A 26,349-nucleotide genomic window follows, 5' to 3' on the forward strand; every position below is an offset into this window, starting at 1 on the left:
AGTATTTCGAAGCAAGACGCGACCCCAGCGACTTTCCCAGACCCCGCGACCCCCCCGACCCACAGATTTAGCGGAAGAGGCAAAAAACAAACTACTTCTGCATTATTTTCTCTAATTTTGCCGCAAATGGTATTGCCATTGCAAGAGTTAAATAAAGAGATGTTTTTCTATTGTCTAGTGATAGCTCTATAATACTGTTTTCAATATTTAGAACGACATCGACAATCTTACTGATCGGAATTGTATAAACGCCAGCACCAACAATAGCAATTTTTTTATTGGTGAGGTACGCTGTCCCTTCTTTTTCTATGTCAAAACCTTTCTTTTTGTATTTTGTTCCACTTATGGTCTGTGTGCTAAGTGTCTTTTCTTTGAGTATTTTTGCATCTGAACGGTAGTAACAGATTTCGCCCTTTTGCAAAGGCAAGGGGGTCTCTATTGGGGATAATGCGGAATTCACATCTTCTCTGATGCTAGACATAACCGAAATGACTTGCATCTCGCTTTCAATAGTTTCTCTTGGAATATTCAACTTTTTTGCAACGCTCTTAATGCTGGCTTCCTCCTCGACGTCTAACTCCCCGTCTTCTAGGTAGGTATCAAAAAGATTTGAAAATACGTGAAGTTTTGCATTTAAAAATTCGTCATTAGATATTTCAAGTTTCATTTTGGCAGTTTCAAGCTCTTTTTCAGCGATCACCTCATTACAAAACGATGCTATATAGGCGCGAATAGCTTTATTGCTGTAATGTTTTTTAAAATTGGATGAAGCATTTGATAAAGACTCTGGGATATAGGTAGATGGCGGCTTTTTCCCCTCTTCAACTATTTTAAACAACTTTTCTAGAAACTGTTTAGTTAATTCAGCATGTTGCTTGACATCCTTGTTGTAAAGAATGAAATATGCTGATGTTCCTAGAAAAACGATTGTTACTATGATTGAAAAAATCGGCGGATTTTTTGGACTAAAATTGAGCAAACTAATCAGAAGAAAAATTATTCCGATTACAAGTGTTGCTTTAAAGGATTTAGGTTCTGGAAGGGCGGGAGGTTGCTTGATATGCAGCGTTGATTTTTTAATTGGGGATTCGTAAGTTAAACCCGTATCTAGAAATTCATCGAACAGTTCACCCGTTCCCCTTGGTGCCTGAACAGAAGTTGATGAAATTCTATTTCCAGATCTCGCACTGCTGCCACCGATTGTCTCTCTAAAGTACAAACCTCCGCGGCCACCAGCAACATAGGCACCTCTGGGACCTACCCCAACTCTAGCGCCCTTTACTCCAGCCGAGACTCCGATTCCACTTTTTGACAGGTTGAATCTTATAGGACCAGCTCTAAAGCTTTTTCTTATGAAAAACCCCATTTCTTCCTCCTTTATGCAAAATATCCATGGGAATAAAGTTCACGGACGTATCATTTGTTAAGATCTATCAATATCTAGACGGATCCGAATAAAATTCCGATTCCCAGAGCTCTCGACACAAAAAGCCGCCATTTCGGCATGAAATCCGAAATCGGCGGCTTTTATTGAATCAATCGGAGATTTTCACGTTCCCTCCACGACCAACCAAAACAGAACCATCACACATTAAAGACGTTTTTTATAGCCCCTTCCTTAGGTCTTGTCAATTCTCTCCCTTGCTTTTCCTCTTCACCGGTGGTTTTTTCCCAATCGGTTTTGCCCTGACCGCTTTTTCGACCTTCTTCCCCGGTCTTTTCTTGAACGGTTTTTCTTTGCCCGACTCGGGCCTTCCCCCGTCGAGGCTGAGTTGCAGGCGCTGGCCGCAGACCCAGACGTCCTTGAGCAGGCGGATGGTTTCCTTGGGCAGATCGGCGGGGAGGTCGACCAGGCTGAAGGCGTCGTGGAGTTTGATCTGCCCGATGTGGGTGCTGCTCAGTTGCGCCTCGTTGCTGATGGCGCCGACGATGTGACGCGGCTCGACGCCGTGGATGCGGCCGACCTCGATGCGGTAACGGCGGCTATCACCAGTCTTTTCGCGGACGCGGGGACGGTCTACGAACTCGGGCGCCGCCTCGATCTTCTCTTCGGCGCCGCCCTCCATTTGCAAGGGTTTGTCCTTCTGTACCAGATAAGCCAGAGTCGCGGCGATGCGGCGCAGGCCGACATCGTATTCATCCTGATAGTTGTCGATCAACTCCTCAAAAAATTCCAGATCCTGCGACTCCATCGTCTCGGCGATCATCTCCCTGAAGAGGCCGATGCGCCGGTCGGTGATATCCTTGCGGCTCGGCAGGGTCATGGGCGTAATCGGCTGGCGGGTCGCCTGTTCGATGGCGTTGAGCATGCGCCGTTCGCGGGGGGCGACGAAAAGGATTGCCTTCCCTTCCCTTCCCGCCCGCCCGGTGCGGCCGATACGATGAATGTAGGCCTCGGTGTCGTAGGGAATGTCGTAATTGACCACGTGGCTGATGCGCTTGACGTCGAGGCCGCGGGCCGCCACATCGGTGGCGACGACGATGTCGAGGCTGCCGTTTTTCAGACGCTCGACAGTCTTCTCGCGCATCGCCTGGGTCATGTCGCCGTTGAGGGGCGCGCAGGAAAAGCCCCGCCCTTCGAGTTTTTCCGCAAGCTCGACGGTGGCGATTTTGGTGCGGACGAAGATGATCATGCCGTCGATATCTTCCGCTTCGAGAATCCGGGTCAGGGCGTCCAACTTGTGCAGCCCCTTCACCTGCCAGAAACGCTGGCTGATGGTCTCGACCGTCGAGGTCTTGTTCTTGATGCGGATTTCCACGGGATTTTTGAGATGGCGGCGGGCCACCTGCAAGACCTCGCTCGGCATGGTCGCGGAAAAGAGCGCGGTCTGCCGCGTGGGCGGCGCATGTTCGAGAATCTGCTCGACCTCTTCGATAAAGCCCATCTTGAGCATCTCGTCCGCTTCGTCCACCACCACCGCCAGCAGGCGATCGAGCTTGAGCGTCCCCCGGCGCAGATGGTCCTGAATCCGCCCCGGCGTCCCCACTACCGCCTGCACGCCCCGGTGCAACTGACGCAACTGCTGGCTCATGTTCTGCCCGCCGTAGACCGGCAGCACCTGAAAATCCGGTAAATGCCGGGCGTAGGTCTGCATCGCCTCGGCGACCTGCAAGGCCAGCTCGCGGGTCGGGGTCAGCACCAGAATCTGCGGATACTTCAGCGCCGGATCGATACGGCTCAAGAGCGGCAGGGAAAAGGCGGCGGTCTTGCCGGTGCCGGTCTGCGCCTGACCGAGCAGATCGCGCCCTTCGAGGAGTGGCGGGATGCTCTGGGCCTGGATCGGCGAGGGGGTTTCGTAACCAACTTCGTCGATGACCCGGAAAACGGCCGGGGCCAGGGCGAGCTCGGCAAAACTGACGATGGCTTCTTCGCTCATGGGAATCCTTTGCGGAGGGAGTGGAACAATGGAAAATTGCCCCATCATAATCGTTCAAGAAGAAAAACAAAAGGCGCCGTGACGGGAAAAGTCAGGACGCCTTGAGAAATCTGAAAAAAGCTGTTCGCGACAATACGGCGATGAAGCGGCGACCGAGTTGATTGGACGCTTACAGGCAAGTAATACAGAGATGAAGGGGATAAACAGGATCTGGTTTTATCCCTTTCATCCCCTTCATCCCTGTAAAAAATGCTTTTTCAAGACAATTCACATCCGCTCCAGCGTTTCAATGCCGAGGAGCGCCAGGCCTTGTTGAATCGTCCGGGCGGTGAGGCGGGCGAGTTTCAGGCGGCTGGCGCGGATGGCGGCGTCCTCGCAGTTGAGGACCGGACAGCTCTGGTAGAAACTGGAGAAAATCCCGGACAGGTCGTAGAGATAGGCGCAGAGCAGATGCGGCCAGCCGCGTTCGGCGACGCGCTGGACTACTTCACTGAACTGGGCGAGCTTGCCGGCGAGTTCCTTCTCCACTTCCTCTTCCAGGCGGATGCTCCCCTGCAAAGCCTCGGCGTCGATCTCCCCCCGGCGGAATATGCTCGCCACACGGGTGTAGGCGTAGAGCAGATAGGGGGCGGTGTTTCCCTCAAAGCTGAGCATCTGGTCGAAGCTGAAAACATAATCGCTGGTGCGGTGTTTGGAGAGATCGGCGTACTTGACCGAGGCGATGCCGACCACCCGGCCGATGTGGCGCAACTCCTCCTCGCTCATCTCGGTATTCTTGGCCTTGACCAGCTCATAGGCGCGAGCCTCGGCCTCGTCGAGCAGATCGGCGAGCTTGGCGACGCCGCCGGAGCGGGTCTTGAAAGGCTTGCCGTCCTCGCCCATGACCGTGCCGAAGGCCATGTGTTCGAGTTGGGTGTCGGGACCGGCGAAGCCGGCCTGGCGGGCGACGGCGAAGAGCTGCTGGAAATGGAGGGACTGGCGGTGATCGACGAAGTAGAGCAGCCGGTCGGCCTTGAGGACGCTCAGGCGGTAGCGGATGGCCGCCAGGTCGGTAGTGGCGTAGAGATAACCGCCATCCTTCTTCTGCACGATCATCGGCAGGGGCTCGTCATCTTTCCCCTTGAACTCGTCGAGAAAGACGCAGCGGGCGCCCTGATCCTCGGTGAGCAACCCGGCGGCCGTCAGATCCTCGACCACCTGGGCCAGGTCGTCGTTGTAGGCGCTCTCGCCGCGCACATCGGCGCGGGTCAGGGCGACGTTGAGGCGGTCGTAAATCTGCTGGCAATGAGAGAGGGAGATGTCGAGGAATTCCCGCCAGAGGCGATTGCAGTGGGCGTCGCCGGATTGGAGTTCGACCACCAATTGCCGGGCGCGGTCGGCGAAGACGGGGGAAGCATCGAAGCGCCCCTTGGCTTCGCGGTAGAAACTTTCCAGGTCGGCGAGCTGCATGCGGATCGCACTCCCCTCCCCTTGCAGTTCCTCCATATGGGCCAGCAGCATGCCGAACTGGGTACCCCAGTCGCCGACATGGTTGTGGCGGATGACCTTGTGGCCCAGGAATTCCAGGGTGCGGGAGACGGCATCGCCGATGATGGTCGAACGCAGATGGCCGACGTGCATTTCCTTGGCAAGATTGGGCGAGGAATAATCGACCACCACCGTCTGCGGCGGCGCGGCAAGAGGTATGGCCAGACGCGGATCGGCCAGGGCGTTTTCCAGCTGCTCGGCCAGCCAATCGGGGTTGAGATAGAAGTTGATAAAGCCGGGACCGGCGATCTCGACCTGGCGCACCAGTTTTGACGGCGGCAGATGCTCGATAATCTCGGCGGCCAGTTGCCGGGGATTTTTTTTCGCGGCCTTGGCGCCGATCATGGCCAGGTTGGTGGCGAGGTCGCCGTGGGCCTTGTCCTTGGTGCGGTCGATCTGAATGGCCGGTTCGAGGTCGGTGGGGAGGAGCCCCTTCCCTTTCAGGGCGGTGAGGGCTTCTTCCAGCAAGAGCTGAATCTGTTCTTTCATGATCTTCATCCTTCTCGGCGGACTTTTAAGAGCCACGCCGAAAAAAAAGGGAGTGACCAAGTCACTCCCTTTTTCTCGTTGGTCGGGGCGAGAGGATTTGAACCTCCGACCCCGTGCACCCCATGCACGTGCGCTACCAGGCTGCGCTACGCCCCGTCAATCAACGAGGCCGGATTATCGGCGATAGCGCCGGGAATGTCAAGGATAAATTCATCCGGCTTGAATTTTATTTTATCCTATAAAGTCAGGTGGTTGGCAATCAGAGCTGACGTTTGTCGAGGACCCGTTTGGCCTTCCCCTCGTGGCGAGTGATGGACGACGGCTCGACCAGCTTGACCTTGGCGCCGACCCCGAGCGTGGAGAACAGGCGCTTCTCCAGCATTTCGACGAAGGCCCGCTGTTTCTTCATTTCATCGAAGAAGATGCTCTCGCAGACTTCGACCTGCACTTCCAGGGTATCGACATTGCCGACCCGGTCGACGACCAGCTGATAATGGGGCTCGCAGCCTTCAACCTGGAAGAGCACCTCTTCGATCTGGGTCGGGAAGACGTTGACGCCTTTGATAATCAGCATATCGTCGCTACGGCCCATCGTCTTGCGCATGCGGACCAGGGTGCGGCCGCAGGCGCAGGGGGCGTAATCGAGGCAGGTGATGTCGCGGGTGCGGTAGCGGATGACCGGGAAGGCCTCCTTGGTGAGGCTGGTCAGCACCAGTTCGCCGACGGAGCCGGGGGGGAGCACCTCGCCGCTGTCCGGATCGATGATCTCGGGCAGGAAGTGATCCTCGAAGACGTGCATGCCGCAGCGCTCTTGACACTCGCCGGCGACGCCCGGCCCCATGACCTCGGAGAGGCCGTAGTTGTCGGTGGCGATGACGCCAAGGCGATTTTCGATCTCGCGGCGCATCTCCTCGCTCCAGGGCTCGGCGCCGAAGAGTCCGACCCGCAACGAGAGCTGCGAACGGTCGATGCCGAGTTTGTCCATGCGCTCGGCCATGGTCAGGGCGTAGGAGGGCGTGCAGACGAGGGCGCTGGAGCGGTAATCCTGCATGATCATCAGCTGCTTGTCGGTATTGCCGCTGGACATGGGGATGACCGAGGCGCCAATGCGTTCGGCGCCGTAGTGCAGGCCGAAGGCGCCAGTGAAGAGGCCGTAGCCAAAGGCGATATGGACGATGTCGTCCTGGGTGACACCGGCGGCGGTCATGAAGCGGGCTGCCAGTTCCGACCAGTTATCGAGATCGTTGCGGGAATAGCCGACCACCGTCGGCTTGCCGGTGGTCCCGGAAGAGGAATGAATCCGCACCACTTCGCGCAACGGCACGGCGAACATGCCGTAAGGATAGTTCAGCCGCAGGTCTTCCTTGGTGGTGAAAGGCAGTCGGGCGAGATCGGCGAGACTGCGGATATCTTCGGGGACCAGGCCGAGTTCACGAAATTTCGCCTGATAACAGGGAACCCGTTCCCAGACCCGACGCAGAGTCTCTTGCAGACGGGCAAACTGAAGCTTATCCAGTTCCTCCCGCGACATGCATTCGTTGGTCGGATCCCAGATACGTTCGACCGGGGCTACACGCTGCTTATTTTCGATACTAGACATCAGAAATCAACAATCCAATCTTTCTACATATTGTAGATGCGTTCACCTGTGAGAATCGTAATGCCGCCCTGGGTCAAGACCTGAATAGCATCATCGGTGTTGTCGAAGCGGAAAATGATCACGGCATTCTCCCCGCAGCGCTCGACGAAGGCATACATGTATTCCACATTCACCTTACCCTGGTCGAGAATCTCAAGAATGCTGTTCAGACCCAAGGGGCGGTCGGGAACTTCCACCGCCACCACGTCGGTTTTGTTGACAGTGAAACCTTTGCTTTTCAGCACCGCCTTGGCTTCATCCGTTTTATTAACGATGAGCCGCAAGATACCGAAATCCGAAGTATCCGCTAGGGACAGGGCGCGGATATTGACACCCGCCTCGCCCAGCACCCGGGTGACTTCCGCCAGCCGTCCCGATTTGTTTTCTATAAAAATGGAAATCTGTTCGACCTTCATGGTACCCCCTTGACTGGTTGCGAACGGTCACTGTTCCTTGCGCTTGTCGATCACCCGTTTGGCCTTGCCCTCGCTGCGGGCGATGCTCTTCGGCTCCACCAGGCGCACCTTGCAGGTGACGCCTAGCATTTCCTTGATCTCCTTCTGAATGCGCGTGGAAAGGCCTTGCAAAACCTTGATTTCATCGGAAAAGGATTGTTCGTTGACCTCGACCTGCACTTCCAGGGTATCGAGATTTTCTTCCCGGTCGACGATGAGCTGGTAATGGGGTTCGACCCCTTCGATGGTGATCAGCACGCTCTCGATCTGGGACGGGAAAACATTGACCCCGCGGATGATGAGCATGTCGTCGCTACGCCCGCTCATCCGTTCGAGACGCACATGGGTGCGGCCGCAGATACAGGGCTCGGGGATGATCCGGGTGATGTCGCGGGTGCGATAGCGGATCATGGGAATCCCCTCTTTGGTGATGGTGGTAATCACCAGTTCCCCCCGTTCGCCATGGGGAAGCACCTCGCCGGTATCGGGGTTGATGATCTCGGGGATGAAATGATCCTCCCAGATATGCAGCCCTTTCTGCGCCTCGATGCACTCGATGGCGACGCCGGGGCCGAGGATTTCCGAGAGTCCGTAGATATCGATCGCCTTGATATTGAGTTTGGCCTCGATTTCGTTGCGGATCTCCTCGCTCCAGGGTTCGGCGCCGAAAATCCCGACTTTCAGTTTCAGGGATTTGAAATCGATCCCCTCCTCGGCCGCCACTTCGGCCAGATAGAGGCTGTATGAAGGGGTGCAGGTCAGCACCGTCGAGCCGAAATCCTGCATGATCATCAGCTGTTTCTTGGTGTTGCCGCCGGACATGGGAATGACCGAGGCGCCGAGACGCTCCGCGCCGTAATGGGCGCCGAGACCGCCGGTGAAGAGCCCGTAGCCGTAAGCGTTATGGATGACGTCTCCCTTGTGGGCGCCGGCAGCGACGAAGGAACGGGCCATGAGCTCGGACCAGGTGTCGATGTCGCGCCGGGTGTAGCCGACCACCGTCGGTTTGCCGGTGGTGCCGGAGGAGGCGTGGATGCGCACGATCTGCTCCAGCGGTACGGCGAAGAGGCCGTAGGGGTAGTTGTCGCGCATGTCTTGCTTGAGGGTAAACGGCAGACGGCGCAGATCGTCGAGGCTTTTGATCTGCTCCGGCGTCACCCCGGCCTTGCGGAACTGCTCACGATAAAAAGGGACCGTAGCGTTGACCCGCTGCAAAGTCTGGCGCAGACGCTTGACTTGCAGCGACTCGATGACTTCCCGGGGAAGGGTTTCAAATTCATCGTTCCAGATCATGACACACCCTTTTTCCAAAATGCGGTCGTTCCAGAAATCAGGCCTGACGCCCCAACTGGAACGCCGCGAGATTTTCCTGCAGGAACCTCTCCGGAACCATCTTCCGCAAACCCGCCAGCCACAGCTCTTCAGCGATCTCCATCCGTTGCGACAGAGCGCCGAGAAGGACGGTGTTGACAGTACGGATGTTCCCGGCCTTCAGGGCCAGATCGAGGCCGTCGACGATCTTGGCTTCGGGACAGATGGCGCGGATCTTCCCGGGGATATCCTCGGGATAGGTTTCCGTCCCCATGGCCACGGTCGAAGGCATGATTTTCAGATCGTTGACCACCACCGCCCCGCCGGGACGCAGAGTGGAAAGATAGCGGTAGGTTTCGAGCAGCTCGAAACCGAAGAGCACGTCGACCTGCCCATCGGGGATCAGCGGGCTGTAGACCTTTTTGCCGTAGCGGACATGGGAAGTGACGCTGCCGCCCCGCTGGGACATGCCGTGAACTTCGCTTTTTTTCACATCGAAGCCGGCGAGCATCAGGGTTTCGGAAAGGATCTCGCTCGCCAGCAGGGTGCCCTGGCCGCCAACCCCAGCCAACAGGATATTTTTCACATCAGGACTCATGACCGACTCCAAAAGCATCGAATTTACAGACCTGCCGACAGAGACCACAGCCGACGCAGAGTGCCTGGTTGACATGAGCGCAGCCCTTGCCGCCTTCTTCTCCCGCCTGCCATTCGATGGCAGGACAGCCGATCCTCACGCAGGCCTTGCAGGCGGTGCAGGCGTCCGCCTTGACGAAAAGCGGCGTGCTCCGCACCCCGCGTCCATGGCGGTCGAGCATGCAGGAACGGCGGGCGATGACCACCGACGGTTCCGGACGGCGCATCTCTTCGTCGATAACCTGCTGGGTACGGGCGAGATCGTAGGGATCGACGATCTGGACATGGCGGATGCCGACGGCGCGGCAGATCGCCTCGAGGTTGACGGGAATCGCTTCGATTCCGGCGAGGGTGTGGCCCGAACCGGGATTGTCCTGGCGACCGGTCATGGCGGTGATGCGGTTGTCGAGGATGATGGCCGTGGCCGGGGTGTTGCTGTAGGCCATGTCCATCAGGCTGGTGATGCCCGAATGGAGAAAGGTCGAGTCGCCCATGACCCCAACCACCTTGGACCGTTCCGCCTCGCCCAGAGCCTTGGCGACGCCGGTGGCGTTACTGATGCCGGCGCCCATGCAGACGCAGGTATCCATGGCCGACAGGGGCGGCAGCGCGCCCAGGGTATAGCAGCCGATATCACCGGTGACAAAGGCGCCAAGGCGTTTCAGCGCAAAAAAGACCCCACGATGAGAACAACCGGGGCACATATTCGGCGGCCGATTCGGTAGCGGTTCCGACGCTACCTCGACCCCCTGTGGCTGGGGCATGCCCAAAGCGGCGGCAACGCGACTGGGGGAGAATTCGCCACAGATGGGGAAAATCTCCTTCCCCTTGACCTCAATCCCCATCGCCTTGACCTGCTCTTCGATGAAGGGGTCGAGCTCCTCGATGACATAGAGGATCTTGCAGCGGGCGGCAAAGTCGCGAATCAACTGCTCGGGCAGAGGATAGACCATGCCGAGCTTGAGGATATGCGCCTTGGGCAGCACTTCCTTGGCGTATTGGTAGGAGATGCCGGCGGTGATGACGCCGATCTCCCCCTCCCCTTCCTCGATACGGTTGATTTCGTGGTCGCAACCCCAGGCTTTCAGATCGAGCAGGCGCTGTTCCACCACCGGATGACGCTTGCGGGCGTTACCCGGGAGCATGACGAACTTGCCGGGATTACGCTCGATTTTCGCTTCGGGCAGACCGGTGACCCGCTCGCCCAGGGCGACGATCGATTTGCCGTGGGAGATGCGGGTATTGGAACGCAGCAGCACCGGGGTGTCGAACTGCTCGCTCAACTCGAAAGCCAAACGGGTGAAGGCCAGGGCCTCGGCGCTGTCGGCCGGTTCGAGCATCGGCGCCTTACCCAGACGGGCGTAATGGCGGCTGTCTTGCTCATTCTGCGACGAGTGCATTTCCGGGTCGTCACAGACCACCACCACCAGTCCGCCGCGCACACCGATGTAGGACATGGTCATGAAGGGATCGGCGGCGACGTTGAGGCCGACATGTTTCATCGCCACCATGGTGCGAGCGCCGCCGAAGCTGGCGCCGATGGCGACTTCAAGACTGACTTTCTCGTTGGGCGCCCAACTGGAATCGATTTCCTGGTACTGGGCGATATTTTCCAGAATTTCGGTGCTTGGCGTGCCGGGATAGGCCGAAGCAACACGCACACCAGCCTCGAAAGCGCCGCGGGCGAAGGCTTCATTGCCGGACAGAATAGCCTGTGACATAGAACTCCTCGGTTGGGATGTAATGAAGAAAGGCGAATATAGACAATTGGGGGGGAAAAGTCAATTTACGGAAGCATGCGCCAGATCCACAACAATTCCTTCCAAAAGCCCGAAATCACTGACGATAATTTCCTGGTTGTCGAATCTGTGAAGAAGACCGGAGACGATCGAAAGACCCGGAACGATAAGATCGCCGCGCCCTTTTTCCATCCCTGGAAGAGCTTCCCGTTCTGCCACGGACATGGGCCGCAGGCGGTGAAGAAAATCCTCGACCCGTCCCCGGGAAACCCGGTGGTTGTTCACTCGCCGCCAATCGTAATCGGTCATTTCCAGGTCGAGGGCGGCGATGGTGGTGACGGTGCCGGCGGTGCCGACCAGCGCGGTGGTGTCGACGAGTTCGATCCCGGCTTCGCGCAGATCCCCTTCCAGGCGGTCAAGTATGCCGTCGATGACCTCATCCGGGTTCTCTGACGATTCGGCCAGACGAACCACGCCCAGGGGATAGCTGCGGACGAACCGGCGCTCCTCTCCTTCGAGCAGGATAAACTCGGTGCTGCCGCCGCCGATGTCGAAAATCAGAGAGGACGGCGGCCGGGGATGCAGCGCTTCGCGGACGCCGAGGGCGCTGAGGCGAGCCTCCTCGTCGCCGCTGATGATTTCGATGGCGATGCCCAGTTCCTGCCGGATGGCGTGCACGAAATCCGCGCCGTTCGCCGCCAGACGCAGGGCCTGAGTGCCGACCGCCCGCAACCGGGGGACGTTGTGTGCATCCAGACACGCTTTCATGGCGCGCAACGCGCAAAGGGTCCGATCCCGGGCATCGGGAGCCAGACCCTTCACGGGGCAAAATCCGCCGCCAAGGCGGGTTATGCTGCGTTCGTAACGAACTGGCGCCAGACCTTCAGGTCCGACTTCGGCCAGCAACATGCGAACCGTATTGGTGCCGATGTCGATGGCGCCGAGCAACTACTTCTCTCCCACCACCGCTTGCGCAACATTGTAGGTGTGGTCGCCGATCTTCTCGAAGTTGTGCAGCATATCGATGAAGACCAGACCGGGTAATACGGCACATTCTCCGGTGTTGAGCCGAGCGATGTGATTGTTGCGCATCGACTCTTCCAAATAATCGATGTTGTCTTCCATGTGCCGGGCCTTCTCCAAAATGGTCTGATCCTCCCTGGCCAATCCGGACAGAACGAATTCCAGCAGGCCCTTGGTGCTTTCGCCGATCTCCACCAATTCGGCTTCGCCGACATCCGAGAAACAGATCTTCTGGGCGGCTTTTTTCTGACCCAGTCGCCAGAGATTTTCACAATGATCCCCCACCCGCTCCAGGTCGTTGACCATGTGCATCATCGAGGCGATCTCCTGGGAGGTGTCCTGGGTGATCGATTTCTGCGACAGAGCGACAAGGAAGTCAGTGATTTCCTTTTGCAGCAAATCGACGATGTCCTCCTTCTTCTCCAGGACGGCAATGTGCTTGTCGTTGCCGTCCTTTAAAAAGAGCAGGGTTTCGTCAAGCATTTCCAAGGCGATCTGGCCCATGCGCCGGGTTTCGGCCTGGGCTTGCCCCAAGGCGATCGGCGGCGTATTGAGGACACGGTTATCGATGTATTTCAGATGAAATTCCATCTCCTCGTCCCGGCCACGGATAATGAAGGTGGTCAATTTGGCCAGGATACCGACCAAGGGCAGAAAGATAATGGTGTTGATGATATTGAAGAGCGAATGGGTATTGGCGATATGTCGGGCGATAAAGGGTTTGTCGCCGATGACGCCACCCAGGGTCTGGGCCTGCTGTTGGGTCTGAATGACAAAATCGGCATCCCCAGGGGTGATGCTGTTGACGAAGGAGAGAAAAAACGGCATCAGCAACAGCATGTAAGCGACGCCGAGAAAGTTGAAAAGAAAATGAGCAAAAGCCGTACGCTTGGCCGCCAGGTTGGTGCCGATGGCGGCCAGGTTGGCGGTAATGGTGGTGCCGATATTTTCCCCCAGAACCAGAGCGATGCTCGCCTCGAAGGAGATGAGCCCGGCGCTGGCCAGGGCGATGGTGATCCCCAAAGTGGCACTGCTGCTCTGCACGATCATGGTCAGAATCGCCCCGATCATGACACCCAGCAAGGGCATATCGCCGACCAGCATAAAAATGTCACGAAACTCGTCGCTCGTCTTCAGGGGGTTGAAGGCCTGTTCCATGATCTGCAGGCCGAAGAAGAGGAAACCGAAACCAAGCAGAACCTCCCCCATGTACATCCATTTACGACTGCGGGAAAAGAGCTTGAGTCCGGCGCCGAGGCCAATGGCGGGTAAGGCGAATTTGGTGATTTTGAAGGCGATGAGCTGGGCGGTGATGGTGGTGCCGATATTGGCGCCGAGAATAACGCCGATGGACTGGACCAGGGACATGAGACCGGCATTGACGAAGCCGACGACCATGACCGTGGTGGCACTGGAAGATTGGATAATGGCGGTCACGGCGATGCCGACCAGGGTGCCGATGACCCGGTTGTTGGTCAGAGCCGCGAGAATCTTGCGCATGCGGTCGCCGGCGATCTTCTGTAACCCTTCGGACATGATCTTCATGCCGAAAAGGAAAATGCCCAGTCCGCCGACCAGGCCGAAAATCAGTTTCTCATTGAGAAGAATATCCAGCATATATTACTCCCTTAAAATGGAGCGGACCGGCACGCGGAAATGAAGGCCGCCAGTGTACGACTCATCGGGCCGTCGAGGAGGATTAAAGGGATGGGTTTTAAAAACGCGGGGGAACTATAAAGGAGGCATCACTTTTTTTCAACGGAAAAGGGGAGCGTAAAATCGGCAATTCCGTCCTTGGCCGACTCGGACAGGTAGGCACGTAATTCCACCGAACGGACGCGGGTCAGATCGATGGTGAAAAAGACCAGGCCGGTCACCTGCGCATCGGGAACCAGGTCCAGGTTGTCGAGGGCTCCGACCAGGGCATCGGCGGGACGGTTCTGGGCGAAATAAGGTCGCGAGCTGGTGAATCCCCGCGCCGCCGCGGCTTTCTCCATATCTTCCAGATAATAGTAGCCGACGTAGGGATAAGGAAGCAGGTAAGGAGAATTGCGGCGGAGGATTTCGTTAACGCGTTCGGGAGGCAGCGGAGAATACTGCGTTCCGCGATCATCCATCAGCAGAAACGCGGAAAGGGGCAAGGACAAGGATTTCCCCGTCCGATTGCCGACGGTCAGCTCGAAAGCGGAGAGATTCCCCTCGCTCAGGACGGGGGCGAAATCCGGGTCATGCAGACGAGCCTTGACCGTGACGCCGTCGCGGCTTTCGCTGATGGAGTTGTCGGCCAGGTCGACCCGAGCGGTCGCGGTGGCGCGGGGAACGACGGTAACGCCACAGCCACTCAGACAGACAACAAGCACAACCAGCAAGCAGGCTCCGGTGGTCTTCATGGGCAGGCCTCTTTTCGCTTTAAGGATCAGGACTCTTTGCGCCCCAGGGCCAGATTGAGCAGGGCGCGGAAATCCTCATGCTCCTCGCGCACCCGACGGGCGAGAATGCGGCTGAGGTTCCGCAACAGCTTCAGCCCCAAGGCCGGGTGACTGTCGCAAAAACGCTCGAAAGGCGTCCGGCCGATGCTCAGCAGGCGGGCATCCTCGATCACCCGGGCGGTGGCGGAGCGGGGGGCGCTGTCCAGCACCGCCATCTCGCCGAAAGTGTCCTCGGCGGCGAGGACCACCAGGGTCTGCTCGTCCCCTTCGGCAAGCATCTTGGAAATGCGGATGGTTCCCTCGCGGATCAGGTAGAGGGATTCCCCGGGCATGTTTTCGATAAAAACCGTCTTACCCGCCGGAACCGGCTTCTCTTCAAAGAGGCCGCTCAGGGACCCGATTTCCGCCTCGGACATGCCGACGAAAAGGGCGCTTGCCTTGAGCGGCAAAAGATTGATGTCACTCATGGTCAGTCCGATCCGGACAGAGGTTCGACAAAAAAGGGCGGGGCCAACTCATTCCACGATCTCCCGAGGGGTCAAGACCCGCACTTCGATCCGGCGGTTTTCGGTACGCCCTTCCGGGAGGGCGTTATCGGCAATCGGCAGGCTCTCACCAAAGCCTTTGACGAAGACCCGCTTCGGTTCGATCCCCTGACGCAGCACCAGATAACTGGCGACGGTCGCCGCCCGCTGCCGGGAGAGTTCCTCGTTGTACTGGTCGGGCCCGACGTTGTCGGTATGGGCATCGATCCGCACCAGCAGCCATTGCCGGTCGGCACGCAAGGCTTCGGCCAGCAGAGCAAGGTTTTCCCGCCCCTCGTCGGAAAGGCTGCGTTGGTCGGCAGCGAAAATCGTATCGGGCAGACGGAATTGGCGATAAACAGCGGCACGGGTCGGGACGACGGATTCACTCGCCGACGGCGCAACCTGGCCGGCATCGAAGGAAGCTACCGCCAACCCTTCCAGCACCGGTTGGGTCTCGACCTTGAGGTTTTCCTCGGGACCGACAATGATTTCCGGTTCATCGGCGGGCACCGGCAACTCCCACCGGGCAACGGGGGACGTATCCTGCTCGCCGAGGGAGAGCAACGGCGTCAGGGTCTTGAGACGGATCTTTTTCTCTTGTTCCTCAGCCTTGTCCCCGCCATTTTCCGGGGCATCTTCGGTGACCCGCTCGATGGGAGTGATGAAGTTGCCGACGCCCTGGCAACCACTGAGCCCTACCAGCGCCCGCCAGTCCGGACTGGCATTGCTCATTCCGAGACCGACACCGAAGTTGAGGGTCAGGTGCGGCATCAGAAAATATTGCATGCCCAAGGTCGCCTCCAGCGGCGCATCGGCCCCTTTGAACTTTTCCGTCTGGGCTTCGAGCTCGGCAATCAGACGCAGGCGGTAAGCCGGCAGGAATTCAAGGCCGGCGCCGAAAATATACTGATCGTCATAGTCGATATCGGGAGGGGATTCGGTCGTGAGATAACCCGCGTTGAGATGGATCCCGAACTTCCCCGGTTTGTAACTGGCGATCAGCCGCCCGAGAACATCGGTCAGGCCGTCGTATTCGGGATCGTCCGTCACCAGGCGCCGCATCTGGCCATCGACAGCGAGCTTGAAGGGGGAAGAACGTTTTCCGAGGACGCGAAGTTTGAAGCCGAGATTGGCGTACCCGCGGCCGCTCTCGAGTTCGTCATCATTGAAGAGCAGATTGGGAAAGGAGCCGTAGGCTTCCATGAAGGTTCCCAACCCGAGGGTGATGGTCGCCGGCAGGATGGTGGCTTCCCCCCCTCCCCCTTTGGATGCGGCACAATTGGCCCAGAGTCCGATGCAGATATTGCCGGCGTTGAGGGTTTCAGCGGAAGGTTGCGACAGAAGGCCGGTGTCGCCATATTGGGTGGGATTGGCCGAGGCCTGTCGAACTGGCCCGCCGATAAGCAGGAAGGAAAAAAGCAGGATGATCGGCCAGCGTTTCATGAAGTCCCGAATCGGAAGCGCGTCGGAAAAAGGAAAATGGGGTCAGGGATGAAAATACCATTTCATGGACCCAGAATGCAACGTACTCCCCTCAATATCATGAAAAAACCGGGGCCTGGGCCCCGGTTCGGACATTTTTCAATATGGGGAGGAAGAGAGAGAAAGCGTCTCTAAGAATTGTTAACCCGCTCGCGCAGTTCTTTGCCGACTTTGAAAAAAGGTAGTTTTTTGGGCATCACCTGAATCACTTCGCCGGTCTTGGGGTTGCGCCCCATGTACGACTTGTAATCCTTGACCACAAAGCTGCCGAAACCGCGAATCTCGATGCGCCCCCCCTCGACCAGAGCCTGGGTCATGGAATCGAAAATGAGATTGACGATTTCCTCGGCCTTCTTATAGGTCAGATTCTTCTTGTTGGCCAGGCTTTCCACCAGTTCCGACTTGTTCATGACGCCTCCTAAAGGTATGAACCCTGCGAACTCGCTCTTCCCCTTGCATAGTAGCTTTTTCGTTCCCGCAATGTTTTTAACAATATACTTTCTGGCCGACCTCTGTCAATAGGAGCTTATGAATTATCAGCTACTTACCATAGCGCATCAGGGTTTCGCGGGCCTCTTCGCGCAAATCGGAAGCGAGCTCGTCCACCGTCGGCAGCCGTTCCAGCCAGGGGCGCCCCTCACCGAGACGGCCCAGGGCCGCGCAGGCCTGAGCCATGCGCAGCGGCCAACGGGGGTTGGCGGGATCGCGAGAAGCCTCGGCGCGGAACGATTCCAGGGCTTTTTTCAGGGATTGTCCATGCCGCAGCCAGAACTCGGCAAGCAAAACATGGGGGGCGCCGCCACAGCCAGAAGACGGCAGGCGTTTCAACAGCTCCTCCGCTTCGGCGAAACGTCCATTTTGCTCATACAGGCGCGCCACCAGGAGCAGAACCTCCAGCTCCGCCGGACCTTCCTGCAGGGCTTCCTCGCCATGGGCCAAAGCCGCGGGCAGGTTCCCCTCGGCCGCTCGCAGACGGGCCAGACAGCCATGGCAGAAGGCCGGTACCAGGTTCGCGGAGAGCATGCGATTAAGACGCGCTTCAGCCTCTTTCGGACGGTTTTCGAGAAAATCGAGGCGCACCAGGGTTTCGAAAGCAAGAGCATGGGCGGGATTCATCACCACCGCCTGCTCCAGGTCCTGACGCCCGGCGGCGACATCCCCCATACGGGCGCGCAGGGCACCCCGCTCGAAATGGAAAAGGTCATCCCGCTCGCTGCCAGGCAGAGCATCGAAACCGGCCAAAGCCTCGACATCGCGCCCTTCGTGGGCGGCCAGAAAGGCTTGGCGGAAGTCTGCGCCGGTATGCCAGTAACGTTCAGCCAAATCCGCGGGATAGTTGCTTAGTACCAGCTCCAGTCGCGTTTCCGGATCGGGCATATCGGCCTCTTCGGCCGAAGACGAAGCCGTAGAGGCGCAGCCTGAGGCACAACAGGATGAAGCATTCGCTTTTGCGTGAGGATTCACAACAGTGGGAGCGGAAAGATCAGTAAGGCGTTTTTGCGCGGTTTCGCATAAAGCGGGGGACCGACCCTGTTCAGCGGCCAGTTGAAAATGTTCCAAAGCCCGTTCCCGGTCGTCGATCTGGAGGCAGGCCTCCCCTTCCGCGAGATTGAGTTCCGCCAGGCGATCCCCGGCCTCAGTCAACAGAGACAGCCACTCGGCCCGGGCATCAGGGGCCAGCCCCTCCACGGGCTCTTCTCCCTGACGGAGAAGATCGGCCCAGCGTTCTTCACGGGCCAGGCGGCGAAGATGTTCCAACGGATCCTTGGGGGCAAAAAAACGGCTCAGCAAGCCCATGAACGGGGCCTTTCAATGATTAGATCGTGGTGAAGGGAGAGAGGGTCCAGATGACCTTGGCGTCCTGCTCACCGACATTGTCCCAACGGTGAGGCAAATGGGATTTAAAGGAGATGCTGTCCCCCGGACGTAGCAGATAGCGCTCCCCGGCGATGGTGATTTCCAGGGTGCCTTCCAGGATGTAGATCAGTTCATCGCCCGGATGATACATTTTCTGGACGCCACTTGTCCCACCTTTTTTTACCGTGCAGAAAAAAGACATGAATTGCGGGTCGCGCAAGCCCGAGGTGAAAGACTCGGTATGCATGTTGTGCTCGTCATCGTAAACCGTCTGATCCCGATTCCCCGGCGAGGTGTAGACGATTTCGTTAGTGGTCGTGACCTCTTCGACGAAGTAGTTGATGCTTTTGTCGAAAACCGCCGCCAGTTTCATCAGGATCTCTACCGAGGGGATCGTCAACCCCCGCTCGATACGTGAAATCATATTCGACGACACCTTGGAACGATCGGCCAACTCCTGAATGGTGAGATCCCGTTTGAGGCGGATATTCTTCAGCTTTTTCCCAACGATCTTTTTGATTTTCATGGCGTATTCCTTCTGGGGACGGCCTTTATCGAGCGACGGATCATTGCGCCAGGTTCGGGGCCGGAGAAACCACCCACATCACGATCGTCTGGCCGTCGTGGAGGTTTTTCCAGGTATGGGGCAAAGAGGCCTTGAAAACCAGGGAATCCCCCTTTTCCAGCACGTAAGTGTCGCCGTTGATCATAAATTGCATGCGCCCTTCGAGGACCAGGGCGAACTCTTCCCCGGTGTGAATCATCCCCCCCTCGCCGCTACTGCAATCTTTCTCCAGGGCATCATAGAAAACCGCGAAATTGGGGTCGCGGATACCCTGGGTGAGGCTGGTGATCTGATGCTTGTCCTCAAAGAAAAAGATCGGCTCCCCCTGCCCAGCTTTGGTAAAAACGACGGTTGATCCTTTCTCCGCTTCCTCGACAAAATAGTTGATGCTCATGCCGAAGGCGTTGGCCAATTTCATCAGGATTTCGACGGAAGGAACGGTCAGGCCGCGCTCGATCCGGGAAATCATATTGGAGGAGACGCGGGAGCGGTCCGCCAAGTCCTGGATCGTCATCTCGTTTTTTAAACGGGTGGATTTGAGTTTCTTGCCGATCATTTTCTTGACCATGAAAAGCCCCCATCGACGGTTAAATAGAATAGCGTTTTATCATCGTCAAAAGATGCTGTCAATACGAATAGGGGAAATTTATTCCATATTTTGGGTCCAGGTTAGAAATCAGTTGTGAACCAGATTGTTGGAAGTGGTTGACAGGATCATCAAGATGCCTATAATCACGACCTAATTTAAAGGAGTGGATATGGAACCCAGCCATCGTAAGATACTCGACAAGGCCCTGCGGGAGGAAACCCTCACCCGCGAGGAAGCCCTCGGAATCCTCACCGCGCAAGGAGCAAACCTCGGTTTTATCCTCGCCGGAGCGCAACTGCTGCGTGAACATAATTTCGGAAACAAGGTGCATTCCTGCGCCATCGTCAACGCCAAATCGGGACGCTGTGCCGAAAACTGCGCCTTTTGCGCTCAGTCTTCCCATCATCAGACCGAAGCGCCGGTCTATCCCCTGAAAAGCTCCCGGGAGATCGTGGCAGAGGCGCGAAAAGCTGACGCTGTCGGCGCGCACTGCTTCGGCATCGTCACCAGCGGCAGCCGTGTGACGCCCGGTCGTGAATTCGACGAATTGCTTGCGACGATCCGCGAGATCCGGGCGACGACCGCGATCCACCCTTCCGCCTCCCTCGGCATACTAGATAAGGAGACGGCCACCGCCCTCTCTGAAGCGGGCTGCGTCACCTATCATCATAATCTGGAAACCGCCCGCTCCTTCTTTCCGCAGATCTGTACCACCCATGACTACGAGGAGGACATCGCCACGGTCAGGGTTGCCAAGGCGGCGGGCCTGCGCGTATGCTGCGGAGGGATTCTCGGGCTCGGGGAAACGCCGGAGCAGCGGCTGGAACTGGCCCTGACCCTGCGCGAGTTGGAGGTCGATTCGGTGCCGCTGAATTTTCTCAACCCGATCGCCGGCACACCGCTGGCGGGGAGTTCCTTCCTGACTCCCCTCGATTGCCTGCGGGCTATCGCCCTCTTCCGCTATCTGCTACCTAAGACATCGCTCCGCGTCTGCGGCGGACGGGAGCACAACCTGCGCGATCTGCAATCCTGGATTTTTATGGCTGGCGCCGACGGCGTCATGATCGGTAACTATTTGACGACCAGCGGACGCAAGCTGGAGGATGACTTGCGCATGTTCCGCGATCTGGAGATGGAATTCGATGAGCGTGACACGAACTAAGAAAGGCCTCTTCGTTACCGGCACCGATACCGGCGTCGGCAAGACCCTGGTGACCGCCGCCCTGGCGCTCTTTTTGCGCCGGCGGGGCTATGACGTGGGGGTAATGAAACCGGTGGAGACGGGCGTGGAGGATCCTTCCGGCTTGGGCGCTGACGGACAACTGCTGCAATGGGCCGCCGACAGCGGCGACGAGATCGACCTGATCTGTCCCTACCGTCTGCGGGCGCCGCTGGCCCCCTCCCTGGCGGCGGAAAAAGAGGGGAAGCGCATCATTTTCGGCGATCTGCTCGAAGCGGCCCAGACCCTCTCCGAGCGCCACGGCTATCTGCTCATCGAAGGGGCCGGCGGCCTCATGGTCCCCCTCTCCGGGGCGGTGTTGCTGCTCGATCTGGTCAAGGCCCTCGGCCATCCCCTGCTGACGGTCTGCCGCCCGACCCTCGGCACCATCAACCATACCCTGCTGACCATGCATGCCGCCCGCAGCAACGACATTCCCCTGGCCGGCTACATCGTCAACAATATGCCGCAAACCCCCAGCGAAGCCGAGGCCCAGGCGCCCAACGCCCTGGTCGAGGTCGCCTCCGGCGACCTGCTCGCGGTTCTCGGGCAGGTGCCGGGAACGCCCCGGGAGCAGGCCCAAGCCCTGGCCGACCAGTTGGAACGGGTGCCGACCCTGCACTGGCTTTTTTCCGGGCTCGACGTCTGATGATGACCAAAGAAGAAATCCTCCGTCTTGACCGGCGCCACGTCTGGCATCCCTGCACACAGGAAAAGGATCACGAAGCCCTGCCGCCGATCCCCATCGCCCGGGGGGACGGCGCCTATCTCTACGATTTTGACGGCAAGGGCTATATCGACGGGGTTTCCAGTTGGTGGGTAAATCTCTTCGGCCACAACCATCCCCGGCTCAACCGTGCCCTCAGCAAACAGGCGGGCAAGGTCGCTCATCATATCTTCGCCGGGTTCACCCATGAGCCGGCCGCGACCCTTGCTGCCCGCCTCTGCGAACTGGCGCCACCGGGGCTGGAAAAGGTCTTTTTCACCGACAACGGTTCTGCCGCGGTGGAAGCCGCGCTGAAGATGAGCTTCCAGTATTGGCGGCAGACGGGACAGGGGGAGAAGACCCGGTTCGTTTCCATCACCGAGGCTTATCACGGTGAAACCCTCGGCGCCCTCTCTGTCGGTGGCTGCGGTCTTTACAAAGACATCTACCAGCCGCTCCTCCTCGACGGTTTTCAGGTTCAAGGTCCCGACTGCTTCCGCTGCCCCTACGGTTGCGAGCGCGAAAGCTGTAACGCCGAGTGCTTCGCCGCCATGGAGGAAGTGGTCGCCGAGCATCATCGGCAGATCGCCGCCGTCATCATCGAACCGCTCATCCAGTGCGCGGCGGGGATGCGCATCTATCCGCCGATTTATCTGAAAAAGCTTCGAGAACTCTGCGACCGTTGGCGGATTCATTACATCGCCGACGAAATCGCCGTCGGCTTCGGCCGCACCGGGCGCCTCTTCGCCAACGAACACGCCGGGGTGAGTCCTGATCTGCTCTGTCTTTCCAAGGGGATCACCGGCGGCTACATGCCCCTTTCCGTGGTTCTGACCCGCCAGGAAATGTACGACGCCTTTTATGACGACTACGCGACCCTCAAGGCCTTTCTTCACTCCCACAGCTATTCGGGCAATCCCCTGGCCTGCGCCCTGGCCTGCGAAGTTCTGAATATTTTTACGGAGGAAAAGATTCTGGAGAAAATGGTGCCGAAGATGGCGATTCTGGCGAGCCAAAAGCACCGCTTCGAAGCCCTCCCCCAGGTCGGCGAGTTCCGGCAACTGGGGCTGGTTGGCGCCATCGAACTGGTGCGGGACAAGGTGGGGAAAACCCCCTACCCCTGGCAGGAACGGCGCGGCTACGCCGTTTATCGTAAGGCGCTGGAAAAGGGAGCGCTCCTGCGCCCCTTAGGGAATGTCGTCTACTTCATGCCGCCCTTAACTATTGAAAAAGCGGATCTGAGCCGGCTGGTCGATATTGCTTATGAGGCGATTGTCGAGGTCACGGCCGACTAGATCGAAAGCGCCTGAAGCTCACAAGGATCAATACCGCCAGGATGCCGAGCAGATCCGCCACCAGGTCGGCCCAGTCGGCGAAGCGGCCGGTGCGGGAAAGCCCTTGCAGAACCTCCAGCCCGCCGCCGACCAGTGCTGCGTAAACCGCCGCCGTCATCCAGGCGGTATTTGACTGAATGGGAAGGCGGCGAAAGGCACGACCTGCCGCCAGGGTCAAAAAGGCATAGGCCAGGGCATGCTGAAACTTGTCCCAACCGAGAAGTTCATGGTCGATCTTCGGCGGGGCCGGGGTCAGAGACAACCAGGACAAAAGCGCCGTCAGGGTGGCGAGGGCAATCCAGGGCAAGGGGAACTCCGTAGCAGTTGCGCGGGGTTGTTGTTTATGCGGACCGGTGGTATATACAACAAAATTCGGCCGGAAGGCCAAAGGATAGCGGCGCAGTAACGATCAAATTTTTACGAAGAAGGATGGAGGGCGAGGTGAAGACTTCCCTGGCAAGACGTATCTGGGTAACTTTTTCCGCTTATATCATAGGTATTTACGCGTCATTTTTAAACCGTTTTGAGATTGTCGGCGGTGAGCATATTCCCGCCTCCGGCGGCGTTCTTCTGGCTTCGAACCATATTTCCGAATACGAAACGGTCTTCCTTCCCTGGGCGGTCATCAAGCATCATCCCCTGCAGATGCTCTGGGCGCCGGCTAAGGAAGAGCTTTTCCGCCATCCCTTCTGGAGTCGGCTCTTCCGTTCCTGGGGGGCTTTCCCGGTCAAGCGCGGGCGCGATGTGCGCGCCGGCAAGACCTTGAACGAGCTGCTGCGCACGGACAAGGTCATGCTCTTCCCCGAAGGCACCCGCCACCGGGACGGCCGACTCGGCCCCGGTAATCGCGGCGTCGGCAAGCTCATCTACGAAGTCCGGCCCCAGGTCATCCCCACCGCCCTGAGTGGGCTGAATCACTGGAAATTTCCGGGCTTCGGCCAGAAGGCGCGGGTCGTGTTCGGTCCCCCTCTCGACTTCTCCGACCTGTTCGAACTGGAGGACTGCAAGGAAACCCACGTCCTCATCGTCGAACGGGTGATGCAGGCTATCGGCCGACAGCTGGAAAGCTGATGGCGTCGCCAAAACTCACCACCGGCTGCGTTTCTGCAACCGGCTCGCGGCTTCGAAATTGACGTAAAAAAGCCCCCCGCTTTCGCGGAGGGCTTTTTTGTCAGGCAACGTCTTTGAGTTCGACCCGCTTGCGGCGCTTTTGGCGGATGTCGCCGAGGAAATCAAGGAGGCAGGCGTTGAACTGTTCGGGCTGTTCAAGATTGACCAGATGCCCCGTTTCGGCAAATTCCAGACCGATTCCCAGGGGAACCCCTTTGGCCAGCTGCTCACCGTGCTCCGGGTTGACCAGGGTGTCGCGATCACCGGAAATCACCAGGGTCGGCTGGAAAAATTCGCGGATCCCTAAACTGTGATCCTTGCGGTCGCGGATCGCCTGCAAACCCCAGATCAGGCTGCGGGTATCGACCAGTTCCAGCCACTCCCGCAGGGTGGCGGCTAGTTCGGGTCGGCGCGTTCCGCCCCCCTCTCCCAGCAGCTCTGAAGACAGCACCGCCAGAACCTCCTCCCGGTTCCCCGCCGCGAGCTTATCCACGAGCTCCGAACGACGAACCTTTTCGAGGATGTCGTCTGTGCGGACGCGACTCGACACGAAGCAGGCGCCGGCGACCTTGTCGGGATGCTTCTCCAGAAGTTGCAGCAGAATCGAACCGCCCATGCCGAAACCGCAGAAGGCCGCGCGACCAATCCCCAGATAACCGAGGAGGGCAACCAGATCGGCGGCCAGATGGCCCAAGGTCCAGCCTTTGGCCGGCACCTGGCTTTCACCGAAGCCGCGGAGATCGGGAACGATCACTCGATAACCGGACCGAACCAGTTCCGCCGTCTGCGGCTGCCACATGCGCCGGTCAAGGGGGAATCCGTGAACCAATACAACCGCCGGACCCGCGCCGAAATCGTCATAGGCCAGGGAAATTCCGTGGATGGTTGCCTGCATGGGCGATCTCCTTTGCATGCTATTTGATGGGGACAGGATCAAGACTAAATTCGATTGGCTCCTCCGCCTAGCGGCTGGTGGAGCGCTCAATGATCTGCCGAATGATAAGTTCGGCGCCGGCTGCCAGGGCGGCAAAGCCACTGGCCAGACCGGAAAGGTTGGCTAGACGACTCAGCGCCGGAGTTGCGGTCACTTCGCCCAGGAAGTAAAGACCGAAGTAGCCAAGGAGGAGAAAGAACATCCCGCGCACTAACCGGCTGACCTTGACCGCACTTGCCAGCAACAGGCCGGAAAAAGCTCCCCAGAAGAGGAGATAGGCCGAGAGAACCACCCCTTGCGGCAGGGTACCGAGACCGGCTTCGGGCAACACCAGCAAACCGACGAGGGAGAGCCAGAAAAGGCCGAAAGAGACAAAAGTAATCGCGCCGAAGACATTCTGCTTTTGCCATTCCATCAGGCCGACGACGATCTGCGAGAGACCGCCGTACCCTACCCCCATCGCCAGGATCACCGGCGCGACGGGAAAGAGGCCGGCGGAAAAAAGATTGACGAGGATGGCGCAGAGACCGAAACCGAAAAGGCCGGAAGAGGTGATGTTGGACTCGGTGACGGAAATCAGATCGGTACGACTGAGATGGGATGTATTGAGCATGGGGACCTCCAAGGGGCGGACGAATATGATTGGCTGTCTGTCGTCTTTTTTAAGAGCAATTCGTATACCATTGTTTTAGTTATTTTCTAATTTTTTTATTTCTTAGTATTATCGGGATATTACAAACGGCAAAAACCATAAAAGAGAGATTTTACAGACGAATGGATTTTGCACGAATGCGAACCAGATAACGCAAAACACACCCTATCGGCTCCCAGGAGTCTCTGAATAAAACGGAAAAATAACTTTTCCATAAAGATGACGGTTACTTGCAAGTGCCTTTGGGCTTTCTCTCAAAAAAATCAAAACAGCTTTATATATTTTGCATTTATGCGAAAGTGTTCCACCGGCAAAAGGATTGCGCGAAGCGGTCGTTCACGTATAATGCGCCACCATTTGATGCTTTCCAAAAGACATCATGCTTTAAGCAAAGAAAGGAATACGCCGATGACAAAACTGACCGGCAAGCAAGGACGTTTCCTCAAGGGCCTGGGTCATCACCTCAATCCGGTGGTGATGGTCGGCAAGGAAGAAGTCACTCCCGCCCTTTTGACTTCCCTGGACGAAGCCCTGACGGTGCATGAATTGATTAAGGTAAGGGTTCAGGAGGGGTGTGTGATGGACCGCAAGGAGGTTGCGGCCCTGCTGGCGAAAGAGAGTGGCGCGGCGGTGGTGCAGGTTCTTGGACGAACAATCCTGCTTTATCGCCCAGCGGAAGAACGGAAGATCGAACTTCCTTGATTGCACAAGGGGACAGAGGATAAACCGAAAAAACCTTCGTGAAAACG

The 26,349-nt window shown here is 57.9% G+C and carries 25 protein-coding genes and 1 tRNA gene; 5 read left to right on the top strand and 21 right to left on the bottom strand.

Annotation, left to right across the window (positions count from 1 at the left end; translation table 11 throughout):
- Window positions 1-91: 91 nt before the first annotated feature.
- The 18 genes from BQ4888_RS01505 to BQ4888_RS01590 all read right to left on the bottom strand — a co-directional run bounded on the left by BQ4888_RS01505 (window position 92) and on the right by BQ4888_RS01590 (window position 19,624).
- Window positions 92-1,366, bottom strand: a complete 1,275-nt coding sequence (locus BQ4888_RS01505; RefSeq protein WP_092052735.1) for a DUF4236 domain-containing protein — start codon at window positions 1,364-1,366, stop codon at window positions 92-94.
- 262 nt (window positions 1,367-1,628) lie between these two features.
- On the bottom strand, window positions 1,629-3,377 hold the full coding sequence (locus tag BQ4888_RS01510) for a DEAD/DEAH box helicase (RefSeq protein WP_092052738.1): 1,749 nt from the start codon (window positions 3,375-3,377) through the stop codon (window positions 1,629-1,631).
- 267 nt (window positions 3,378-3,644) lie between these two features.
- Window positions 3,645-5,393, bottom strand: coding sequence for an arginine--tRNA ligase (gene argS / locus BQ4888_RS01515; RefSeq protein ID WP_170232761.1), 1,749 nt, complete (start codon window positions 5,391-5,393; stop codon window positions 3,645-3,647).
- 79 nt (window positions 5,394-5,472) lie between these two features.
- A tRNA-Pro gene (locus BQ4888_RS01520) sits at window positions 5,473-5,549 on the bottom strand.
- A 103-nt stretch (window positions 5,550-5,652) separates the two neighbouring features.
- Window positions 5,653-6,993: a phenylacetate--CoA ligase family protein gene (locus tag BQ4888_RS01525; RefSeq protein WP_092052741.1), complete on the bottom strand. Its 1,341-nt coding sequence runs from the start codon at window positions 6,991-6,993 to the stop codon at window positions 5,653-5,655.
- A 23-nt stretch (window positions 6,994-7,016) separates the two neighbouring features.
- Window positions 7,017-7,448 (bottom strand): ACT domain-containing protein, encoded by a 432-nt coding sequence (locus BQ4888_RS01530; RefSeq protein ID WP_092052742.1) that lies wholly within the window; start codon window positions 7,446-7,448, stop codon window positions 7,017-7,019.
- A 27-nt stretch (window positions 7,449-7,475) separates the two neighbouring features.
- Window positions 7,476-8,780 (bottom strand): phenylacetate--CoA ligase family protein, encoded by a 1,305-nt coding sequence (locus BQ4888_RS01535; RefSeq protein WP_092052745.1) that lies wholly within the window; start codon window positions 8,778-8,780, stop codon window positions 7,476-7,478.
- A 37-nt stretch (window positions 8,781-8,817) separates the two neighbouring features.
- Window positions 8,818-9,396, bottom strand: a complete 579-nt coding sequence (locus BQ4888_RS01540) for an indolepyruvate oxidoreductase subunit beta (RefSeq protein ID WP_092052747.1) — start codon at window positions 9,394-9,396, stop codon at window positions 8,818-8,820.
- Window positions 9,386-11,155, bottom strand: coding sequence for an indolepyruvate ferredoxin oxidoreductase subunit alpha (gene iorA / locus BQ4888_RS01545; RefSeq protein WP_092052749.1), 1,770 nt, complete (start codon window positions 11,153-11,155; stop codon window positions 9,386-9,388). Before iorA ends, BQ4888_RS01540 begins: the two co-directional genes overlap by 11 nt.
- Before the next feature lie 60 nt (window positions 11,156-11,215).
- The gene (locus BQ4888_RS01550; protein WP_092052751.1) at window positions 11,216-12,121 is read right to left on the bottom strand and encodes a Ppx/GppA phosphatase family protein; all 906 of its coding nucleotides are present in this window, start codon (window positions 12,119-12,121) and stop codon (window positions 11,216-11,218) included.
- A complete protein-coding gene (locus BQ4888_RS01555; protein WP_092052753.1) occupies window positions 12,122-13,813 on the bottom strand; it encodes a Na/Pi cotransporter family protein in 1,692 nt (563 codons plus the stop codon). It lies immediately after the preceding gene.
- A 128-nt stretch (window positions 13,814-13,941) separates the two neighbouring features.
- Window positions 13,942-14,586 (bottom strand): hypothetical protein, encoded by a 645-nt coding sequence (locus BQ4888_RS01560; RefSeq protein WP_092052756.1) that lies wholly within the window; start codon window positions 14,584-14,586, stop codon window positions 13,942-13,944.
- A gap of 26 nt (window positions 14,587-14,612) precedes the next feature.
- Window positions 14,613-15,092 carry a cyclic nucleotide-binding domain-containing protein gene (locus BQ4888_RS01565; RefSeq protein WP_092052758.1) on the bottom strand — a complete coding sequence of 160 codons (480 nt, stop codon included), beginning with the start codon at window positions 15,090-15,092 and terminating at the stop codon, window positions 14,613-14,615.
- 48 nt (window positions 15,093-15,140) lie between these two features.
- Window positions 15,141-16,595: an OmpA family protein gene (locus tag BQ4888_RS01570; protein WP_092052760.1), complete on the bottom strand. Its 1,455-nt coding sequence runs from the start codon at window positions 16,593-16,595 to the stop codon at window positions 15,141-15,143.
- 170 nt (window positions 16,596-16,765) lie between these two features.
- Entirely contained in the window at window positions 16,766-17,044 is a 279-nt protein-coding gene (locus BQ4888_RS01575; protein ID WP_092052762.1) for an integration host factor subunit beta, read from the bottom strand.
- A gap of 130 nt (window positions 17,045-17,174) precedes the next feature.
- Complete coding sequence (locus BQ4888_RS01580) at window positions 17,175-18,431, bottom strand: tetratricopeptide repeat protein (protein WP_092052764.1); 1,257 nt, start codon at window positions 18,429-18,431, stop codon at window positions 17,175-17,177.
- A 19-nt stretch (window positions 18,432-18,450) separates the two neighbouring features.
- Window positions 18,451-19,017, bottom strand: coding sequence for a helix-turn-helix domain-containing protein (locus BQ4888_RS01585; protein ID WP_092052767.1), 567 nt, complete (start codon window positions 19,015-19,017; stop codon window positions 18,451-18,453).
- A 40-nt stretch (window positions 19,018-19,057) separates the two neighbouring features.
- The gene (locus BQ4888_RS01590; RefSeq protein ID WP_092052769.1) at window positions 19,058-19,624 is read right to left on the bottom strand and encodes a helix-turn-helix domain-containing protein; all 567 of its coding nucleotides are present in this window, start codon (window positions 19,622-19,624) and stop codon (window positions 19,058-19,060) included.
- Between the two features lie 190 nt (window positions 19,625-19,814).
- On the opposite strand from BQ4888_RS01590, the gene bioB reads away from it, so the two are divergent.
- The 3 genes from bioB to bioA are packed head-to-tail and all read left to right on the top strand — an operon-like array spanning window position 19,815 to window position 22,865.
- Entirely contained in the window at window positions 19,815-20,807 is a 993-nt protein-coding gene (bioB, locus tag BQ4888_RS01595; protein ID WP_092052771.1) for a biotin synthase BioB, read from the top strand.
- Complete coding sequence (gene bioD, locus BQ4888_RS01600; RefSeq protein ID WP_170232762.1) at window positions 20,788-21,513, top strand: dethiobiotin synthase; 726 nt, start codon at window positions 20,788-20,790, stop codon at window positions 21,511-21,513. Before bioB ends, bioD begins: the two co-directional genes overlap by 20 nt.
- A gap of 2 nt (window positions 21,514-21,515) precedes the next feature.
- Entirely contained in the window at window positions 21,516-22,865 is a 1,350-nt protein-coding gene (bioA, locus tag BQ4888_RS01605; protein WP_092053439.1) for an adenosylmethionine--8-amino-7-oxononanoate transaminase, read from the top strand.
- Here the strand turns inward: bioA and BQ4888_RS01610 are convergent.
- Entirely contained in the window at window positions 22,852-23,211 is a 360-nt protein-coding gene (locus BQ4888_RS01610) for a VanZ family protein (RefSeq protein WP_092052775.1), read from the bottom strand. The genes bioA and BQ4888_RS01610 overlap by 14 nt on opposite strands.
- A 134-nt stretch (window positions 23,212-23,345) precedes the next feature.
- Here BQ4888_RS01610 and BQ4888_RS01615 point away from each other — a divergent pair, with 134 nt between their 5' ends.
- Window positions 23,346-23,975 carry a lysophospholipid acyltransferase family protein gene (locus BQ4888_RS01615; RefSeq protein WP_092052777.1) on the top strand — a complete coding sequence of 210 codons (630 nt, stop codon included), beginning with the start codon at window positions 23,346-23,348 and terminating at the stop codon, window positions 23,973-23,975.
- 100 nt (window positions 23,976-24,075) lie between these two features.
- Here the strand turns inward: BQ4888_RS01615 and BQ4888_RS01620 are convergent, their stop codons facing one another.
- Window positions 24,076-24,909: an alpha/beta fold hydrolase gene (locus tag BQ4888_RS01620; RefSeq protein ID WP_170232763.1), complete on the bottom strand. Its 834-nt coding sequence runs from the start codon at window positions 24,907-24,909 to the stop codon at window positions 24,076-24,078.
- Window positions 24,910-24,976: 67 nt separating this feature from the next.
- On the bottom strand, window positions 24,977-25,561 hold the full coding sequence (locus BQ4888_RS01625) for an acetate uptake transporter (protein WP_092052781.1): 585 nt from the start codon (window positions 25,559-25,561) through the stop codon (window positions 24,977-24,979).
- 447 nt (window positions 25,562-26,008) lie between these two features.
- Here BQ4888_RS01625 and yhbY point away from each other — a divergent pair, with 447 nt between their 5' ends.
- Window positions 26,009-26,302 (top strand): ribosome assembly RNA-binding protein YhbY, encoded by a 294-nt coding sequence (gene yhbY, locus BQ4888_RS01630; protein ID WP_092052784.1) that lies wholly within the window; start codon window positions 26,009-26,011, stop codon window positions 26,300-26,302.
- The last annotated feature ends 47 nt before the right edge of the window (window positions 26,303-26,349 follow it).

This window comes from Desulfuromonas acetexigens, from assembly GCF_900111775.1.
In the GTDB taxonomy this organism is placed as follows: Bacteria; Desulfobacterota; Desulfuromonadia; order Desulfuromonadales; family Trichloromonadaceae; genus Trichloromonas; species Trichloromonas acetexigens.

Coding starts and splice junctions, on each gene's coding strand:
- BQ4888_RS01505 (WP_092052735.1), bottom strand. CDS start 1,366: ATGGGGTTTTTCATAAGAAAAAGCTTTAGAGCTGGTCCTATAAGATTC.
- BQ4888_RS01510 (WP_092052738.1), bottom strand. CDS start 3,377: ATGAGCGAAGAAGCCATCGTCAGTTTTGCCGAGCTCGCCCTGGCCCCG.
- argS (WP_170232761.1), bottom strand. CDS start 5,393: ATGAAAGAACAGATTCAGCTCTTGCTGGAAGAAGCCCTCACCGCCCTG.
- BQ4888_RS01525 (WP_092052741.1), bottom strand. CDS start 6,993: ATGTCTAGTATCGAAAATAAGCAGCGTGTAGCCCCGGTCGAACGTATC.
- BQ4888_RS01530 (WP_092052742.1), bottom strand. CDS start 7,448: ATGAAGGTCGAACAGATTTCCATTTTTATAGAAAACAAATCGGGACGG.
- BQ4888_RS01535 (WP_092052745.1), bottom strand. CDS start 8,780: ATGATCTGGAACGATGAATTTGAAACCCTTCCCCGGGAAGTCATCGAG.
- BQ4888_RS01540 (WP_092052747.1), bottom strand. CDS start 9,396: ATGAGTCCTGATGTGAAAAATATCCTGTTGGCTGGGGTTGGCGGCCAG.
- iorA (WP_092052749.1), bottom strand. CDS start 11,155: ATGTCACAGGCTATTCTGTCCGGCAATGAAGCCTTCGCCCGCGGCGCT.
- BQ4888_RS01555 (WP_092052753.1), bottom strand. CDS start 13,813: ATGCTGGATATTCTTCTCAATGAGAAACTGATTTTCGGCCTGGTCGGC.
- BQ4888_RS01560 (WP_092052756.1), bottom strand. CDS start 14,586: ATGAAGACCACCGGAGCCTGCTTGCTGGTTGTGCTTGTTGTCTGTCTG.
- BQ4888_RS01565 (WP_092052758.1), bottom strand. CDS start 15,092: ATGAGTGACATCAATCTTTTGCCGCTCAAGGCAAGCGCCCTTTTCGTC.
- BQ4888_RS01570 (WP_092052760.1), bottom strand. CDS start 16,595: ATGAAACGCTGGCCGATCATCCTGCTTTTTTCCTTCCTGCTTATCGGC.
- BQ4888_RS01575 (WP_092052762.1), bottom strand. CDS start 17,044: ATGAACAAGTCGGAACTGGTGGAAAGCCTGGCCAACAAGAAGAATCTG.
- BQ4888_RS01580 (WP_092052764.1), bottom strand. CDS start 18,431: ATGGGCTTGCTGAGCCGTTTTTTTGCCCCCAAGGATCCGTTGGAACAT.
- BQ4888_RS01585 (WP_092052767.1), bottom strand. CDS start 19,017: ATGAAAATCAAAAAGATCGTTGGGAAAAAGCTGAAGAATATCCGCCTC.
- BQ4888_RS01590 (WP_092052769.1), bottom strand. CDS start 19,624: ATGGTCAAGAAAATGATCGGCAAGAAACTCAAATCCACCCGTTTAAAA.
- bioB (WP_092052771.1), top strand. CDS start 19,815: ATGGAACCCAGCCATCGTAAGATACTCGACAAGGCCCTGCGGGAGGAA.
- bioD (WP_170232762.1), top strand. CDS start 20,788: ATGAGCGTGACACGAACTAAGAAAGGCCTCTTCGTTACCGGCACCGAT.
- bioA (WP_092053439.1), top strand. CDS start 21,516: ATGACCAAAGAAGAAATCCTCCGTCTTGACCGGCGCCACGTCTGGCAT.
- BQ4888_RS01620 (WP_170232763.1), bottom strand. CDS start 24,909: ATGCAGGCAACCATCCACGGAATTTCCCTGGCCTATGACGATTTCGGC.
- BQ4888_RS01625 (WP_092052781.1), bottom strand. CDS start 25,561: ATGCTCAATACATCCCATCTCAGTCGTACCGATCTGATTTCCGTCACC.
- yhbY (WP_092052784.1), top strand. CDS start 26,009: ATGACAAAACTGACCGGCAAGCAAGGACGTTTCCTCAAGGGCCTGGGT.